Origin of the sequence: Paenibacillus sacheonensis (genome assembly GCF_009909195.1) — a bacterium.
In the GTDB taxonomy this organism is placed as follows: domain Bacteria; phylum Bacillota; class Bacilli; order Paenibacillales; family Paenibacillaceae; genus Paenibacillus_Z; species Paenibacillus_Z sacheonensis.
In genome coordinates this window covers 150469-165589 of the sequence record NZ_JAAAMU010000011.1, presented here as the reverse complement: position 1 = coordinate 165589, position 15121 = coordinate 150469, and the positions used below count along the sequence as shown (strand labels likewise).

Below are 15121 nucleotides of genomic sequence, written 5' to 3'. Positions count from 1 at the left end.
AAAAAACCGCTTGCGCATCGTCGATTACGATGCGCGAGCGGCCGATTTCCATGCTGGCGTCCGGGTTGTCTCCCTACACGCCCTGCCCGATATAATCCATGATCTTGCTGTGTACCTGCTCCAATGCGCTCTTTCGAACGCTGTAAGCGGTGAGCGTCTCGCCTTCGAAATGCGCCGTCACCATGCCGGCATAGCGCAGCTTGGAGATATGATCGTGCGTGATTCCCTTGGATAACTCCAAATGGCGCACGATCTCGATGAACGAGCGCGGTCCCTGGCTCAGGTAGCGCAGGATTTTCAAGCGGCTTTTCTCCGACACGCTCCGGATCATGCGGTACTCGTGCGGCGTTAGGAAATCCTCTTCATCGCCAACGTACAGTCTGGCGGCGTAATGGCAGATGGTGACCTTGCCGAAGTGGCTGACGACATTGATCGGCTGAAAATGGTATTGCGGCATGAGGATCACGCGCTCCAGCCCATCCATCGGAACGAACAACAGTCCGTTGGTCGTCTCGTCCACGAATGCGATCGGCTCGGCCGACGATAGTTTTGCCTTCCGATGAAGCGCTTCCTCGCCAAGCCGCTCGAGAATCGCCGGATCGATATGCCGAAAGTATTGCTCGTTCCATTGTTCGAACAGCGTTATGGCATGATCGCGAAATTCCCCCATTTGGTTCGGGAACTGGTTGCCGTACGGCGACATCAATTCGTAGAGCTCGCCGGGCGTCATCCCGCGCAGCCAATCGACGAAATCGCCGACGTCTTCTCCGGGACAGAGATGCACGAGCAGATACGTCAGCTTCCAGTCGCCGTCGATCTGGACCCGATCGAGCAGCTCCGCCAATTGGGGCGTGATCCGTTGACGGACTTCTTTCGCCCAGGCGGGAGACAAGTCGAGCTTTTTATGCGATTTACGGCATACATAGGCATGCAAGCTGCCCATGATTTCGAATAAAGGTTTGAATCTTACGTCCAAGCTGTACATCATGACCGCCCGCCCTTCTTTGTCTAGTATTATAGCAACTAGTCTCCGCTGCGCACCACTTTGAATTTTCTCCGCCCTCCGACAGGCTGGCGGCGACCCGCGGATATTCGATTCGGCGAGGCATAGGCCGGCCGTCCGCGGGAAATTGTACTAGCGGGTTATACCCATGGATAGCACGCTTTTGTGGTACAATGATTCGGGTAATCGAGAGAGTCGCAGGACGAATTCAGGTACATCCATGAATGGAGATCGATATAGATGAGTTTATTGACGGTTGAGCAATTATCGCATACGTTCGGCGACCGGGTGCTGTTTCGCAATGTAAACTTCCGTTTGCTGGAGGGAGAGCGCGTCGGACTCGTTGGCGCGAACGGTACGGGGAAATCCACGCTGATGAATATTTTGACCGGAAAGCTGTTGAAGGACGAAGGCAAGGTGGAGTGGACGCCCCGCGTTCGTTACGGCTACTTGGATCAGCATACGAAGCTTGAAGCGGGCAAGACCATCCGGGACGTGCTGAAGGATGCGTTCCTGCCCTTGCTCGTCTTGGAAGAAGAGCTTAACGAGATCGCCGCGCAAATGGGCGATGCCGATCCGGATACGCTGGAGCGGCTGCTGGAGCGCATGGGCGAGATTCAAGAGGAGCTTGAGATCGGCGATTTCTATCTGATCGACGTGAAGGTCGACGAGATGGCCAACGGTTTGGGCCTCAATGCCATCGGGCTTGACCGCGAAGTCACGGCGCTTAGCGGCGGACAGCGGACGAAGGTGCTGCTCGCCAAGCTGCTGCTCGAGAAGCCCGGCGTTCTATTGCTGGATGAGCCGACGAACTATTTGGACGAAGAGCATATTAATTGGCTGACGAATTATTTGCGGAATTATCCGCATGCGCTCATGCTTATTTCTCATGAAACGGGCTTCATGAATCAGGTCGTCGACGTGATCTACCATCTCGAATTCACGAAGATGACGCGTTACTCGGCCAATTACGAGAAGTTCCTCGAGATGTCCGAGCTGAACAAGCTGCAGCATATCGACGCCTACGAGAAGCAGAAGGACTACATTAAGAAACAAGAGGAATTCATTAATAAAAATAAAGCCCGCGCTTCGACCTCCGGGCGCGCGAAGAGCCGCGAGAAGCAGCTCGACCGGATCGATCGCATCGACAAGCCGGAGGAAGCGGCCAAGCCGACCTTCAACTTCAAGGAATCCCGGGCCAGCGGCAAGCTCGTATTCGAAGCGGAGGGCATGGTCATCGGCTACGGCAAGCCGCTTCTGCCCAAGATGGACATGGTCATCGAGCGGGGCGAAAAGATTGCCATCGTCGGCTGCAACGGCGTCGGCAAATCCACGCTCCTGAAGTCGATTCTCGGCGTTATTCCTCCGCTGGAAGGCAAGCGGTATACGGGCGATTATTTATCTCCCGCCTACTTCGAACAGGAGTCCAAGGCGCCGACGATGACTCCGCTGGAGGACGTATGGGATGAGTTCTCTTCCATGAACCAACATGAAGTCCGGGCGGCGCTTGCCCGCTGCGGCCTGAAGAACGAGCATATCACGCGTCCCCTTAACCAGCTCAGCGGCGGCGAGCAGGCGAAGGTTCGCCTGTGCAAGCTGATGATGCGGGAGAGCAACTGGATTCTGTTCGATGAGCCGACCAACCATCTGGACGTCGTTGCCAAAGCCGAATTGAAGCGGGCGCTGCAAGCTTACAAGGGCACCGTCGTGCTCGTCTCCCACGAGCCTGAATTCTACGAGGACTGGGTGACCAAGACATGGGATGTGGAAGCTTGGGCCATGCAAACGCAAAGGTAAGGGATCGCATGCCGCCATACGAACGACCGTGGGCCGTCATTCCTTGAATAGATAACGAAAAAAGCTCCTTCGCTGCAGCCTATCCGCGGCGAAGGGGCTTTTTGCATTCCCTATTTCTTCTTCGCCCTGCACGTGGTGCAGGCCGGCTGGATGCTTTGCGGATTGTTGAAGACGTTGCCCGGGTCGTACTTGGCCTTTACCTTGCGCAATCGAGGATAGTTGGCCCCGTAGTAGACCGGCCCGGAGTTCTTGATTCCTTGGTCCGGTACATTGATATACGATCCCACGATATAAGGCTTCAGCTTCTTGCGCAGTCCGCGGGCGAGCGCAATGTTCTTGGCGGCATCGGACTTCTTCACCCAGGAGCTGTTCCACTCGACGTAATAGCTCGCTTTGCGCCAGTAGAACGCCGTGGCCCTAGGCGCTACGCGGCTTACGGCCCCGCCCCAGTTGAGGAAGAAGAAGCCGGCGAATTCGCCCTCTACCTGTTCCAAGAACCGGCGCATGTCGTGAATGGCTTTGTCCGGGAACGGATGCCGGCCGAAGCCGCTGGAGAACTGATTGCTTTCGCGCTGCGTGAGGATCGGATCCGGAGGCAGCAGGAAGTCCACGACTTTCGGGTAAGGCAATGCGCGAATGATCCGGCTCGTCGGCGTTCCGACGCGCAGCATGGGCTGCAGCAGGCGAAGCGCCTCCGTCTTCGACCCGAGGAAGAGCCCGTTCATGGTGACGTTGCCGCCTTTCTTCGGACCGATCGAAAATTCGCTGCCCAGCCTCGTATCCACGCATGGCGCCCAGCGCTGCCAGGCCTTGAGCAATTCGGGGAACTGATTCCATGGCCAGGTGATCCGGTACACCGTGGCCTTCGCCGGAGCGGCGTGCACTTTGAATTTGTACCTGGTATAGACGCCGAAATTTCCTCCTCCGCCGCCTTTGGACGCCCACAGGAGATCGGAGTTGCGTTTCTTGCTCGCGCGAATGACCCGCCCCTTCGCGTCGACCATTTCGAGCGCAAGCAAATTGTCGCTGACGAGGCCGACCGTCCGCTGCAGCGGCCCGATTCCGCCGCCGAGCGTGATGCCGCCGATTCCTACGGTAGGGCTGTCGCCAAAAGGAGCGATATAGCCGAGCGGCGCAAGCGTCTTGGCTATTCTCCCTACGGTGTTGCCCGATCCGACGATGGCGGTGCTTTTCTTTTTATTCAAGTTGATTTGCTTCATTTTGCTGACGTCGATAACGATGCCGCCGGTGACCTGCGACAGATTGACTTCCAGCGAATGCCTGCCGCTTCTCGGCCGAATCGGGACGTTATTCTCGTTGGCCCATTTGATGGCATTGGCGACATCCTGCGTGCGCTTCGCGAACACGAACACTTTGGGGAATTTGTCCGTGTGGGGATCCCAATTCTTGCGTGCGACATCGTAGCCCGGATCGCCTTTAAAGATCACAAGCCCGGTCAGCTGCGTTTTGGATTTCAATGCTCCCAACTCCCATGAGGATAGTAAGTGCGCTGTCATTGCATTGCAGGAACCTTATATCCTATGAAGCACAGCAGTCTAGCGAGTGGGCAAATGCAGAATAGGACGGGGTAAACGCATCGTCATGCTGCGTTCAATTTTTTAGCACGATCGTACGAGAAAATAATTGCGATTTTAGCTCGATCGTACTAAAATAGTCATAGCAAGAAAAAAGCGCCCCTATGGACGGGACGCAAAGGCGGGCTGTGCATGAAGGACACAAGAAACAACATTCTGCTGGCTTCGCAGGAGCTGCTGGCCAAATTCGGATACGCGGGCTATTCGCTTGGGGCGGTAGCGGAGCTGCTGAACGTCAGCAAGGGGGTGGTCACGTATCATTTCCCGCAGAAGGAACACCTTATCCAAACGCTGATAACGGCTTATTTTAGCGATGCGGCGGAATATATGGCCAAACATATGGTCATCGATAGAACGGCGCCTGAAGCGCTGGCATCCTACATCGAAGCCAATTTGCGCTATGCAGCCGATAATCGGAAACGGACGTTGGCCATCATGCGCATTATCGCCAACCATCGAAGCAAGGACGGCGCATTGGCTTTTACCGATCAAGACAATCAGATCCACCAACCGCTCATCGAGATTTTTCAATACGGGCAATCGGAGGAGGGGAGCTTCAGGACGTTCGCTCCCGAGCTGATGGCGATGCTCGTTCGAAGCGCCATCGACATAGTAAGCGGCCGGATCGCAACGCATGGGATCGAGGATACTGAAGAGGCCATCCAAGAGACCGTTCGTACATTCATGCTCGCGACAAGGAGGGAAGGCCATGAGGAAGATTCAAAATGACGGCTTGCAGGTCGTGGGTATCATCCTGAGTCTTATCGGGATCGCAACCGTGGTGCAGCCGTTGATTAGAGCGATGTTCGGCAAGACGATCGTTTACAAGTTCCTTGGTTTACTGCCGGAGGGGTGGCCATCGTTGACGGCATGGGCCGTCATCCTAGTGATCGGGCTTGTACTCGTCTCGATTACGAAGCCGCTGTCGACCGGTCGATCCGAATAGGAGGCGCGCCAGTCCGCAGCTTAGAGCTTCGCGGCAAGGCCGTCGAGCAGGACGCCCAAACCGAAATCGAATTCCTGCTGCCAGTCCGTGCTCGTCGTAAAGGGGGCTAGCCGGATCAGGTTAGGGAACTTCTCCGCCGGCAGGCCGTCATAGATCCGGGCATACTCTTGGCTTAATTCTTCGGACGTGACGGCGCTGTCCCCGGCAAACGAGGCGAACCGTGCTTCCTCCGCCGCGAATCCGAGCACGTAGCTCTTGAGGATGGAGGCGATCCACGGGATCAGCTTGTCCTCGAAGCCCGCGTCGGCGAGCATGCCGTACAAGTTCTCGATCTGCGTCAGGCGATTGTATCCTAATCCGATCGTGGCGTTGAACAGCTCCGAGGCATCGCGGCAGGTGCCGAGCACGGCTCGAAATTGCTCCGCCCACTGCAGAAGCTGCGTTCTCCATGGCAGCGAGGGATCGGGGCGCGCCATCTCGGAGCTGATCTTATCGGTAAGCAGCTGCAGGAGCTGCTCTTTTCCTTTGACGTGATAGTACAGGGAAGCGGGTTGGACGCCCAAGTCATCGGCGACCTTCCGCATGCTGAGGTCCTTCAGGCCGTGTTCGTTCAGTTGACGAATCGCCGATTGAATGATTCTCGCTCGGCTTAACGGCGTATGCAGGTCTTCGTTTTCTTCGAAACCGATGAGCGCAAGCGGCGGAACGGTCCGTTTTCTAGCCATGCTAAACACCTCTCTCGGTTGACAGTATAACATGGTTAGATTAATCTAATGGTGTTAGAATTATTCCGAGGAATTGCTTCTTTATTCATGTTAAGGGGGAAATAGCGATGAAGCTTAACCATTTGAATCTTTGCGTCGAGCATCCGAACGAGGCGCGGGATTTCTTTCGCGAGCTATTCGGCTTTCGGCTGGTCGATCAGAAGGGCGATGCGATCGTGGTGATGAACGACGGCCATGGGTTCACGCTCGTACTGAGCAAGTTGGCCGCGGCCGGGGACGCAGGCTCTTCGTATCCGAAGGACTTTCATGTCGGCTTCTATCTCGATACGACCGCCGAGGTCGATCAATTATGCGCGCGTCTTGCAGCCGCCGCGATTATTGCCGCCGAGCAGCGACCCGCGAGAATCCGGGACGGCTATACGCTGTATTTCACGGCTCTCGGCGGCCTATTGTTCGAAATCACGAGCTTTGCCCGTTAATTGCGGATGGCGTGATCGTCGGACGTTGACCGGACATGCCGGACGTTATTCGATGACGCGAGGCTCCTGCCACTTCACGGGCTGCTCCAGGATGATGCCGTCCGTCTCCACCCACTGCGTCAGGCTGTTCGCTTTGGCTTGAACGACGATAAAATGCAGGTCATCCGAGGCGGACGTATTCCGCAGCACGCGGACGCCGTCGGGCGCGATTCGAACGGAAGTGCCCTCGAACACGTCCAATTCGGTGCCGTCCACTTGCAGTCGGCCTTGCCCGTGCAGGAAGACGTAGAGCTCCTCGTTCTCCTCATGCTTGTGATAGAAGGGGACTTCCGCCAGCGGAGGCAGATTATTGAGGGACACCTCCATGCTGTTCAGCTTCAGGACGTCCTTGAGAAAGATTTTTCCTTTGAGTTTTCCCTCCGTAACGCTGCCGAATTCCGAAAATGCGCCTGCGCGGTTAACCGTGTAATTCGTTTGCCTCGTCTCCAATTTAAGCACCTCGCCTTAGAGTAGTGGTGTCAACAACCAACGTGACAACTGTCCTCGTTTTCGCCCCGCGATCAGAAAGCCGGCAAGGTCTTGCCCGTCTCGAGCAGGCTCTTCAAATTGCTGAGGATGACAGGCCAGCCGTTGTTAAAGCCTTCGATTTTCCCTTCGTCCTTGCGAATATCCTTCTCCAGCAAGTCCTCGTGCAGCAGCGTTAATTTGACCGTCCCGTTCAGCGGCGTTAATTCGTACGTCACCTTCGAGAAACGATCCCCTTCGGCGTCCTTGACGCTCCAGCTGACGGAGAGCAGACGATACGGGTCGCTGACCAGCACTTCGCCATAATGCTCTACCTTGTCTTTGATGGTGAGTTTGAAAGGGGAACCCACCTGCCAATCCGATTCGATCTCGCGGCCGAAGAAGTACTGCCTGGTGAATTCGCTGTTCGTTAACGCTGCCCACAGCTTCTCCGGAGTCGTCGAGATGTACGTGGTATAGACGAACGAGGTGTTACTCATGGCTTGAATCCTCCTCTAATGCTTGTTTTAGGGTTTGGAGCGCATCGATTCGGCGACGCTCGAACTTGCCGATCCAACGATGATAAATTTCGCCGATAGGGACGGGGTTCAGGTAATGCAGCTTTTCCCGGCCTTGCCATACGACAGTGACAAGATCGGCTTCTTCCAAAATAACCAGATGCTTGGTGACGGCTTGCCGGCTCATCGTCATGTGTTTGCAGAGCTCGCCCAAGGTTTGTCCGTTATGGACGAACAGGAGATCGAGCAGTTCTCTGCGTGTGCCATCGGCAAGCGCTTTGAAGAGTTTATCCATGCGCCTATTATATGCAACAATTTAGTTGCATGTCAAATGATGGTATTTAAAGCCTTCCTGTGCCCGTGCCGTACCGGCGGAGGCCTCCGTCCGATCGCTAGACAAAGGTCTAGTCCTTTTCCAAACTCGGGCCCGGTTTCGGGCGGACCGTTTGTCTCTACAATTGAGTTAACTGAAGTGGCGGATTGCATACCGGCGCGGCATAGGGTCGGATCATTCCGAAGGAGGAGAGAGGATAATGGAGAACTTGGTTGGCTTAACGGGGATGACGGCTTGCGCCGTTATTCTCTGGGGACTGGCAGCCGGGGGAGCGGTCGCGCCATGAGCCGTATGCCGCGTCGGCTGCGCGGCCGAGCAGGCAGATTGGTGATGGTGCTGCTCGTCGTCGGCGGACTGCTGGTCGCGGTCACAACCGCGTTCTTCGCCATGGACTGGCCGTCCGCCTCGCAGGCGTTCGAACGTAAGCTCTGGCTGCTGCTTTCGATGCTCCTGGTGACGGGAGCGATCGTACTCGGTTCGACGGTGCAGCGGTTGCGGAAGCTTCGCGTCCCTATCGAAGACCGAGGCGCTTCGTGCTCGTCCCCAGCCACAGCCCATGATCATACCAACATCCGGGATGGCTCGCCGCCGCAGCTCTGCGGTACGCTGGACATGGCCGGAGACAAAAAACGGCTGGCGTTTCCTTTCCGCCGTGATACCTGCCGTTCCCGTTCCCGCAGGGGATAATAATCTATCCCGAGAGACGCGAAAGAGAGGGACGGTATGCGTAGAAGAGGCAGCATGTCGGTCAAGAGCAAATGGACGAAGACCAAGTGGTTGCGGGCGGACCGCGCATTGCGACGGTTCATTCCGGAGACGAAGCGGTTTACGAGGTCGTCGCTGAAGAAGATGACCGTGCGCTATAAAACGGTCTATTTCAAACCGACGGACGGAACGGGCGGAAGCGGGATCGCGCGGATTCTACGGGTATCTTCCCGGAAATACAGCGTGAAGAAAGATACGCGGACGTTCCGGGTTTCCTCCTTCGGCTCCTTATACGGCCGGCTGACGCGCATCGCGCGCGGCAGGGGCTACCTGCTGCAGAAGGGGATCAAGCTGCAAACGTCCGGCGGCCGGCCGTTCGACGTGCGCATGACGATGCAGCGGGCGGGGAGCGGGAAGTGGGCGCATTCCGCCTTGTTCGTCAAGCTCGGGCTGCGCAACAAAGTCGTGACCAATTTTCATCAAGGCGGCAAGCTGGCGTTTATCGAGCCGACGCTGCGCCGGTCGGGCTACGGCGCGGCACGGGTGAGCGGGTATAAGCGGCAGATCAGGAAGCTGGGCAGGCAGACGGCCCGCTGCTTCGATCGGCACAGCGTCCGGTTCAACGAGCTCGGGCTGGACGTGGCGCTCGATCGCCAAGGGCGGCTGTGGATCTTGGAAGTAAACACGCGACCGAATCTGAGCGCGCTGAAACATCTTCCCGACAAAAGCATGTACCGGACGGCCATGCGGTACAGCAAACGGTATGGAAGAACCAAATAAGAGTGCCGCTTCCGGGCGCACCAAGCGAGTTGGGCGAATCGTATTGAAACGTTTCGTTCAACCTTGATTCAAGCCTTGCGGAATTCACGTTATTCGGTGCAATGAGCAAGAGCCTGCAAGCCCTTACTCAAGGGTGTGCAGGCTCTTGCCCATTCGCGGAATTCAATTCGGTCTTTTAATTAAGCGGTTCGGTCTGACGGTTCAGCCTTGCCAACGATCAGCTTTTGAGGGAAATCGGGGGCTCCGGGTTCACGATGATTTGCTCTGTCAGCGGCTCCAACTGCGTATCGTCGGCTCTCACCTGAATCGCGTATAAGCCTCTGGATACCAGTATGCACAGGGTGAGGAAGATGACGTAGGCCACGAACGAAACCAAGCTCGAGGCGAACAGCAGCGAACCGGACACCTCATCGGCCTTGCCGACGAATCGGTTCACGATATTCGAGGCGAACACGAAGATGACCAGCGGCACGGATAGTCCTTGAATCCATTGTCCGTCTTTCCGGAGCGCTGGCGTCCGCTGATAATAGCTTCCGATGAATTGATAGGTCGAGGGCAGGCCGTATAGGCTGTAGAACGGGATAATCATGCAGGCCAGCGCGCCTCCGGGCGTGCGCGGATATTGCAAGAACAGCCGATTCAAGTCCTTGTGCACCCGGAAAATCCAAATCAAATAAACGACAACGATGATGTAGTACAACACAACGGTAACGATGTCGACGAAGCCGTAGATGTAATAGAAATGCTGACTGAATAAATCCAGGTCCGTCATGTAGACGGCAGAGCAGGCGAGATCTACGGCGGATGCTGCTAGGAGCGCTCCCAGGAGGATTTTGAGTACGAATGTCCAAAGCTCGGATTTTAATGGCAAGCGGATTCACGCTCCGATTCAGGATTAGGGCAGCTGCTTCAAGTAGTTGATGGCTTCTTCCAAGGAACTTACCGGCTCGACACGCAGATGCAGATGCAGTTCCTCTGCGGTTTGTCGTGCTTCTTCTTCGTTGCTGATACCTACGTACATAAATGTTTCTTTATCCCTGGGGACGAAGAAAATATCCGCTCCCGCCGCCTCCGCCGTCCGCAGTTTGTCCCGAATGGCACCGACGGAGCCGACCGAATCGTCCTCCTCGAGCGTCCCGGTACCGGCAATCGTAAGCTTGCCGCCTCTAGAGAAGTCCTCGCTCCGTTCCTCCTCGTACAAGCCGATGCCAAGCATAAGACCGATCGAATTGCCATAATAGTTCGCCGTTTCTTCGATTAATGCGTTCAGCTTGGTTTCCTCTTCGGCTTCGGTGCCGTTCTCGTTCGAAAGCTCCGAAGCCGAGTCGATCGCATGCTGGATCGTATCGTTCTTCATGACTTGTTCGACGTCCAGCATATCGTCAAAATCGTCCTTCGCGGAGGCGTCCACCCGCGTGAAATGCGCTTCGGGGTACGACCGGCCGACCGAGAATTTCTCATAACGATTGCGGGTAACGCCTTCCCGTACATAGACGAAGTGGACGCTGCCATTCACGCCGATCTCTCGTACAGGTACGATTTCGCCCATTGCCGAGAAATTGTTGTACTGGGGGAGATAACAGTAGAGCCCAATGGAGAGGGGAAGCAGGAGTAGCAGGGAGGCAATGATCCATTTGCGGCCTGTCTGGTTTCTCGGTTTGGCAGGACTTAACGGCAGGTTGTCCAGAAGCAATCATCCATTCTATGCGTATTGCGTTCAACGATTCGTCATTCAATTCGATGAACTAGATCAATAGTCCTGCAAATGAAGGACGTAACCATAGGTAATATCGGCGGATATCCTCGTTTATTGCACTGCCGGCATTTTCCAACAAATAATACGTTCCCGAGAGGAGAAAGCGATTATGCGGAGAACTTCATAACTACAGACGGCAACCTGGCAAGAAAGCGCATATCTGCGCAATCGCAGGTCTGCTATACTTAGATCCATCATGACATTCGGAGGGATTCATCCATGTTCGGTACGAAAAGCTCACCGCCATCCGAGCCGACGGCTTCGCCCGAGCGAGTCGTGCCAGTCTATACCGTGCATACGCTGCCTCAGGCCTATGAAGTCCTATGCGTCGTCTACTCGGGCAAAGTGAACAATAATTCGCCCCTTACCGTCCTGCAGCAGCTCGGGCGCGCGGGCGGCGCGGTTCCGGAATGCGATGCCGTGATCGGCATGATGATCACGCACGGTTTCTCCGCCGGAGCGGTGAACGTCTATGGGACGGCCATCCGCTATTTATAACAATCGACGCATGCGAAGACGTTAGCTGAAAAAGAACCGGGCAGCTGCTCGGTTCTTTTTTGATACTGTGCATGACGAATCCGATCAGAAATAAAATCGACACGAGGACGGTGAAGCCGGGCATGCCGGATTGGTCTTATCAAACGCTATTCCGCCCGGGCCTGTTCCGTCTGCCTGCCAGAAGGGCCCGCGAATGGACGCTTCGCGCGATGCGGAGCGTAAGCTTGGTGCCCGGAGGCACCTTCGTAATCAAGACATTAGGCCATATGGAGCCTGCCCCGATTCTGCAAAGCCGGATTGCGGGCACGACGCTGCCGACGCCCGTCGGCCTGTCGGGCGCAGTAGATCCGGAAGGCATCGCCACTCGCGCGATCGCCCAGTTCGGCTTCGGCTTCGTCGAGGTGGGCCCGATAACGGCGGACAGGATCGCGGACGTCTCGCCGATCGGGATGAATCAACGCGAGGAAGCGATCGTCTATCCCTGCCCGTACGAGAACGTCGGCGCGGAAGCGGCGCTAAGGCGCATTCGGAATCCCGGTCATCGGCTGCCTCAGTTCGTGCGCATCGCCCCGACGCCGGGAGCGGGTCCGGCTCAGGCGAGCCTTGAGCTGCGGTCCTTAACGGATCGATTCATGAGCGAAAGCCGAGTATCGGCCCTCACGATAGAAGTGATTGCGCAAGATCGAAGTCCGGAAGAGAATGCAGGCCTGCTTAACCAATTGACCGCTTATATCCAGGAGAAGACCGTCAGCACGACAACGATTCTGCTGTACATCCCTTTGGATCTGGCGGAACCTCAGTTAGCGGCGCTGCTGCGGGAAGCGGACGAGGAGATCTGGAAGGGCTTCGTGATCGGCGAGGTGATCCAAAGTCCGGAAGGCGCGGTGGCAAGCCGCCGGGGCAAAGCTGCATGCATATCCAAACTGCGCGCTATCCGCAAGCAAACCGAAGGCAAGCGGAAGGCCCTTCTGTTCGCCGGCGCGGGCATACATGAGCCGGCAGATGCGCTGGAGCTGATCGAGGCGGGCGCCGATTACGTGCTGCTGCACAGCGGGCTCGTCTATTCCGGACCGGGTCTGCCCAAACGCGTGAACGAAGCGATCATTCACCGCAAGCTCGCCGATGCGGATACGGAGCCTCCGGCCGGCCAATCCTTCTGGAAGAACTGGGGATGGATGTGCCTGCTCGGGATTGGCATGATCATCGGAGGAATCATCGCGTGGTTCATTGCGTCGACCTCGGTGCTGCTTCCCTATGACGAAGCGTTCCTCGGGATGGCGGGGGATGAGCTGAACGCGATCGACCCTCATTTGCTGCATTTCATGTCGCATGACCGAATCACGCTGGCCGGCACGATGTTATCGATCGGCATTCTGTACTACCAGTTGGCGAAGCATGGCCTCCGATTCGGCATCCATTGGGCGAAGATGGCGCTGCTGACGTCGGGCGTGGTCGGCTTCCCAAGCTTCTTCCTCTATCTGGGCTACGGCTTCTTCGATCCCGTGCATGCCGCGGCCGCCATCGTGCTGTTTCCGCTGTTCCTGCTGTCCATGAGGCGCAATCCGGACCGTCTCTACCGAGATCCGGTTAACCTGCATAACAGCACGGCATGGCGCCGGGCGCTTTGGGGCCAGCTGTGCTTCGTCGTTGTCGGCGCTGCGTTATGTATCGGCGGTCTCGTCATCGCGTTCGTCGGAATTACGAATGTCTTCGTGCCTCAAGATATCGGCTACTTGGGCATGTCGCGCGAGAGCCTGGGGCTCGTTAACGAGCGGCTTATCCCGCTGATCGCTCATGACCGCGCGGGGTTCGGCGGGGCGCTTTTCTCGGACGCGGTCGTTATTCTCGTTTTTGCGCTCTGGGGGCTGCAGCAGGGAGCCAAGTGGATGTGGTGGACGCTTCTATGGGGCGGCGCGCCAGGTTTCGTCGCCGGGTTAAGCGTGCATTTCAGCATCGGCTACACCGATTTCTTCCATCTGCTGCCCGCTTACTTCGTCTTCGTGCTGTACGTCGCGGGCCTTGTGCTGCTCTATCCTTACCTCATGAAGCCCGCTGCTAACGAGGCCGTTTCCTCAACGAGCGGCGGATGAGCAGCGGACCGATCATGCTTCCGGTCATGGCCGCGATGACCGAATGAAGCGGGACGAGCAGCATGTAATACAGCGCCGTTCCGCCGACGATATCGATGACGACGAATTTCCGGATTTCGGACATCGGTATGACCACGACCACGAATTCCTGCTTGGTTCTCATTCTTGCATCCCTGCTTTCATAACGTATCCACTTGAAAAGTGTATTTGCGTCATTCTTGTCCGATGTCGGAAGGGACGAGAAAAAACCCGGCCTATGCGAGCAGAGGCCGGGTTTGTGCTATTCGAGAACAGGATAAAGCCAAAGCGTTGCTTCTTCAGCTTCGTAGTTGTCATTTCGTCCAGAGGCCAATCGAGGGTCACGGGTCCGTCAGGAGACCCCGGCCTTATTTGTTTACGCGGTCTGTCAGCCGCATGAAGCTGTGCACGGATATCCGAGGGCGCACGGTACATTCAGCCCCCCGCATCCTTCGGCGACCGCGAGCCGATCAAATAGCCGATAATCGTGGATTCGACGGGGAGAACGACGAGCGTCCACATTTCTTTCAATCCGAAGTCGGGCGAGCGGAATTGGTCGGGAAGCAGCGTATAGACCAGCGCGATGAGCAGCACGCCGAGCGCGACCGTGCCGACGATATACAGCCGCACGTTCTCGCCGGAGCCGAAGAACTTGCCCAGGAAGCCAAGCTCCGCCTTGCGTTTGTCGCTCTCCGCGTTGGCGGCGATGATCTTGCTGGCTACCTTCGGGTCCTGGATCTCGATCTTATTCATGCTCGGCAACCCCCTCGCCGGCGAAGAACGTAAACGTCAGCGCCCAGGACGTCGCATCGAAGTTGATGGTCACCTCGTAGCGCAGCGAGAGCTTGCGGTTGTTCAGCACGCCGAGATGGATCATGTCCTGGTTGCCGGTCGGCTTGCCTCTCGGAAAGTTGATGCAGGCAATCCGGACCTCGTTATAGCGAACGAGCCGAATATCCGTCATGTAATCGTCTCTCGCCGGCTCCTGTTCCACGCAGAACACGAACGTTAACGGATCGTTCTCCTCCGACAGCACGATTTCGATGGGACGCATTTCATAGGCGAAGACGCGGCCGTGATACACCGCTTCGAATCCGCCGGACGTGATTTTCATCTCGATCCCTCCGAGGTTATCAGTCATCGAACAAGCTTCTTGGTCTAGTGTACGGGCGAGCGCGGGGATTCATGTCAATTGCGGCTAAGCGGAGGAGGTCCATAGATCGAGTCGGCTTGCATGCGCATGGCCGTTCATCAAATCGTCAATTTTTCGTTGACAGCTTTTGGGGGCCGATGGTAAAGTGACACATATACTTTGATGAACGGAAAGGAGGGTTACGTACATGCGCAACGGAACATTGGTATTTATCGCTCTG

At 56.5% G+C, this 15121-nt stretch carries 19 protein-coding genes; 8 read left to right on the top strand and 11 right to left on the bottom strand.

Annotated features, from left to right (window positions below; translation table 11 throughout):
• Positions 1 to 73: 73 nt before the first annotated feature.
• A complete protein-coding gene (locus GT003_RS20490; RefSeq protein ID WP_161701294.1) occupies positions 74 to 988 on the bottom strand; it encodes an ArsR/SmtB family transcription factor in 915 nt (304 codons plus the stop codon).
• Positions 989 to 1243: 255 nt separating this feature from the next.
• Between GT003_RS20490 and GT003_RS20485 the strand changes: the two genes are divergently transcribed.
• On the top strand, positions 1244 to 2800 hold the full coding sequence (locus tag GT003_RS20485) for an ABC-F family ATP-binding cassette domain-containing protein (RefSeq protein ID WP_161701292.1): 1557 nt from the start codon (positions 1244 to 1246) through the stop codon (positions 2798 to 2800).
• Between the two features lie 110 nt (positions 2801 to 2910).
• Here the strand turns inward: GT003_RS20485 and GT003_RS20480 are convergent, their stop codons facing one another.
• A complete protein-coding gene (locus GT003_RS20480) occupies positions 2911 to 4278 on the bottom strand; it encodes an FAD-binding oxidoreductase (protein WP_161701290.1) in 1368 nt (455 codons plus the stop codon).
• A gap of 249 nt (positions 4279 to 4527) precedes the next feature.
• Between GT003_RS20480 and GT003_RS20475 the strand changes: the two genes are divergently transcribed.
• Entirely contained in the window at positions 4528 to 5124 is a 597-nt protein-coding gene (locus GT003_RS20475) for a TetR/AcrR family transcriptional regulator (RefSeq protein WP_161701288.1), read from the top strand.
• On the top strand, positions 5105 to 5341 hold the full coding sequence (locus tag GT003_RS20470; protein WP_161701286.1) for a hypothetical protein: 237 nt from the start codon (positions 5105 to 5107) through the stop codon (positions 5339 to 5341). Before GT003_RS20475 ends, GT003_RS20470 begins: the two co-directional genes overlap by 20 nt.
• 20 nt (positions 5342 to 5361) lie before the next feature.
• Here the strand turns inward: GT003_RS20470 and GT003_RS20465 are convergent, their stop codons facing one another.
• Positions 5362 to 6066, bottom strand: a complete 705-nt coding sequence (locus GT003_RS20465; protein WP_161701284.1) for a TetR/AcrR family transcriptional regulator C-terminal domain-containing protein — start codon at positions 6064 to 6066, stop codon at positions 5362 to 5364.
• Positions 6067 to 6173: 107 nt separating this feature from the next.
• Here GT003_RS20465 and GT003_RS20460 point away from each other — a divergent pair, with 107 nt between their 5' ends.
• The gene (locus GT003_RS20460) at positions 6174 to 6545 is read left to right on the top strand and encodes a VOC family protein (protein ID WP_161701282.1); all 372 of its coding nucleotides are present in this window, start codon (positions 6174 to 6176) and stop codon (positions 6543 to 6545) included.
• 45 nt (positions 6546 to 6590) lie between these two features.
• Here GT003_RS20460 and GT003_RS20455 read toward each other — a convergent pair whose 3' ends face one another.
• From GT003_RS20455 to GT003_RS20445, 3 genes are all read right to left on the bottom strand, one after another.
• Positions 6591 to 7034: a cupin domain-containing protein gene (locus GT003_RS20455; protein WP_161701280.1), complete on the bottom strand. Its 444-nt coding sequence runs from the start codon at positions 7032 to 7034 to the stop codon at positions 6591 to 6593.
• 71 nt (positions 7035 to 7105) lie between these two features.
• On the bottom strand, positions 7106 to 7549 hold the full coding sequence (locus GT003_RS20450) for an SRPBCC family protein (protein ID WP_161701278.1): 444 nt from the start codon (positions 7547 to 7549) through the stop codon (positions 7106 to 7108).
• A complete protein-coding gene (locus GT003_RS20445) occupies positions 7542 to 7862 on the bottom strand; it encodes an ArsR/SmtB family transcription factor (RefSeq protein ID WP_161701276.1) in 321 nt (106 codons plus the stop codon). The genes GT003_RS20450 and GT003_RS20445 overlap by 8 nt, the downstream gene beginning before the upstream one ends.
• 321 nt (positions 7863 to 8183) lie before the next feature.
• On the opposite strand from GT003_RS20445, the gene GT003_RS20440 reads away from it, so the two are divergent.
• Together GT003_RS20440 and GT003_RS20435 are read left to right on the top strand one after the other, a co-directional pair.
• Complete coding sequence (locus GT003_RS20440; RefSeq protein WP_161701274.1) at positions 8184 to 8588, top strand: hypothetical protein; 405 nt, start codon at positions 8184 to 8186, stop codon at positions 8586 to 8588.
• Positions 8589 to 8624: 36 nt separating this feature from the next.
• Positions 8625 to 9386, top strand: coding sequence for a YheC/YheD family protein (locus tag GT003_RS20435; protein ID WP_161701272.1), 762 nt, complete (start codon positions 8625 to 8627; stop codon positions 9384 to 9386).
• Positions 9387 to 9603: 217 nt separating this feature from the next.
• Here the strand turns inward: GT003_RS20435 and GT003_RS20430 are convergent, their stop codons facing one another.
• Positions 9604 to 10257: a hypothetical protein gene (locus GT003_RS20430; protein WP_161701270.1), complete on the bottom strand. Its 654-nt coding sequence runs from the start codon at positions 10255 to 10257 to the stop codon at positions 9604 to 9606.
• Between the two features lie 24 nt (positions 10258 to 10281).
• Complete coding sequence (locus tag GT003_RS20425) at positions 10282 to 10902, bottom strand: hypothetical protein (RefSeq protein ID WP_161701267.1); 621 nt, start codon at positions 10900 to 10902, stop codon at positions 10282 to 10284.
• A gap of 459 nt (positions 10903 to 11361) precedes the next feature.
• Here GT003_RS20425 and GT003_RS20420 point away from each other — a divergent pair, with 459 nt between their 5' ends.
• Together GT003_RS20420 and GT003_RS20415 are read left to right on the top strand one after the other, a co-directional pair.
• Positions 11362 to 11640 (top strand): hypothetical protein, encoded by a 279-nt coding sequence (locus tag GT003_RS20420; protein ID WP_161701265.1) that lies wholly within the window; start codon positions 11362 to 11364, stop codon positions 11638 to 11640.
• 71 nt (positions 11641 to 11711) lie between these two features.
• Positions 11712 to 13730 (top strand): dihydroorotate dehydrogenase, encoded by a 2019-nt coding sequence (locus GT003_RS20415; protein ID WP_239565994.1) that lies wholly within the window; start codon positions 11712 to 11714, stop codon positions 13728 to 13730.
• Here GT003_RS20415 and GT003_RS20410 read toward each other — a convergent pair.
• The 3 genes from GT003_RS20410 to GT003_RS20400 all read right to left on the bottom strand — a co-directional run bounded on the left by GT003_RS20410 (position 13696) and on the right by GT003_RS20400 (position 14862).
• A complete protein-coding gene (locus GT003_RS20410) occupies positions 13696 to 13893 on the bottom strand; it encodes a hypothetical protein (protein WP_161701263.1) in 198 nt (65 codons plus the stop codon). The genes GT003_RS20415 and GT003_RS20410 overlap by 35 nt on opposite strands.
• A gap of 290 nt (positions 13894 to 14183) precedes the next feature.
• The gene (locus GT003_RS20405) at positions 14184 to 14501 is read right to left on the bottom strand and encodes a hypothetical protein (RefSeq protein ID WP_161701261.1); all 318 of its coding nucleotides are present in this window, start codon (positions 14499 to 14501) and stop codon (positions 14184 to 14186) included.
• Positions 14494 to 14862, bottom strand: coding sequence for a DUF6864 domain-containing function (locus tag GT003_RS20400; RefSeq protein WP_161701259.1), 369 nt, complete (start codon positions 14860 to 14862; stop codon positions 14494 to 14496). The genes GT003_RS20405 and GT003_RS20400 overlap by 8 nt, the downstream gene beginning before the upstream one ends.
• Positions 14863 to 15121: the final 259 nt, after the last annotated feature.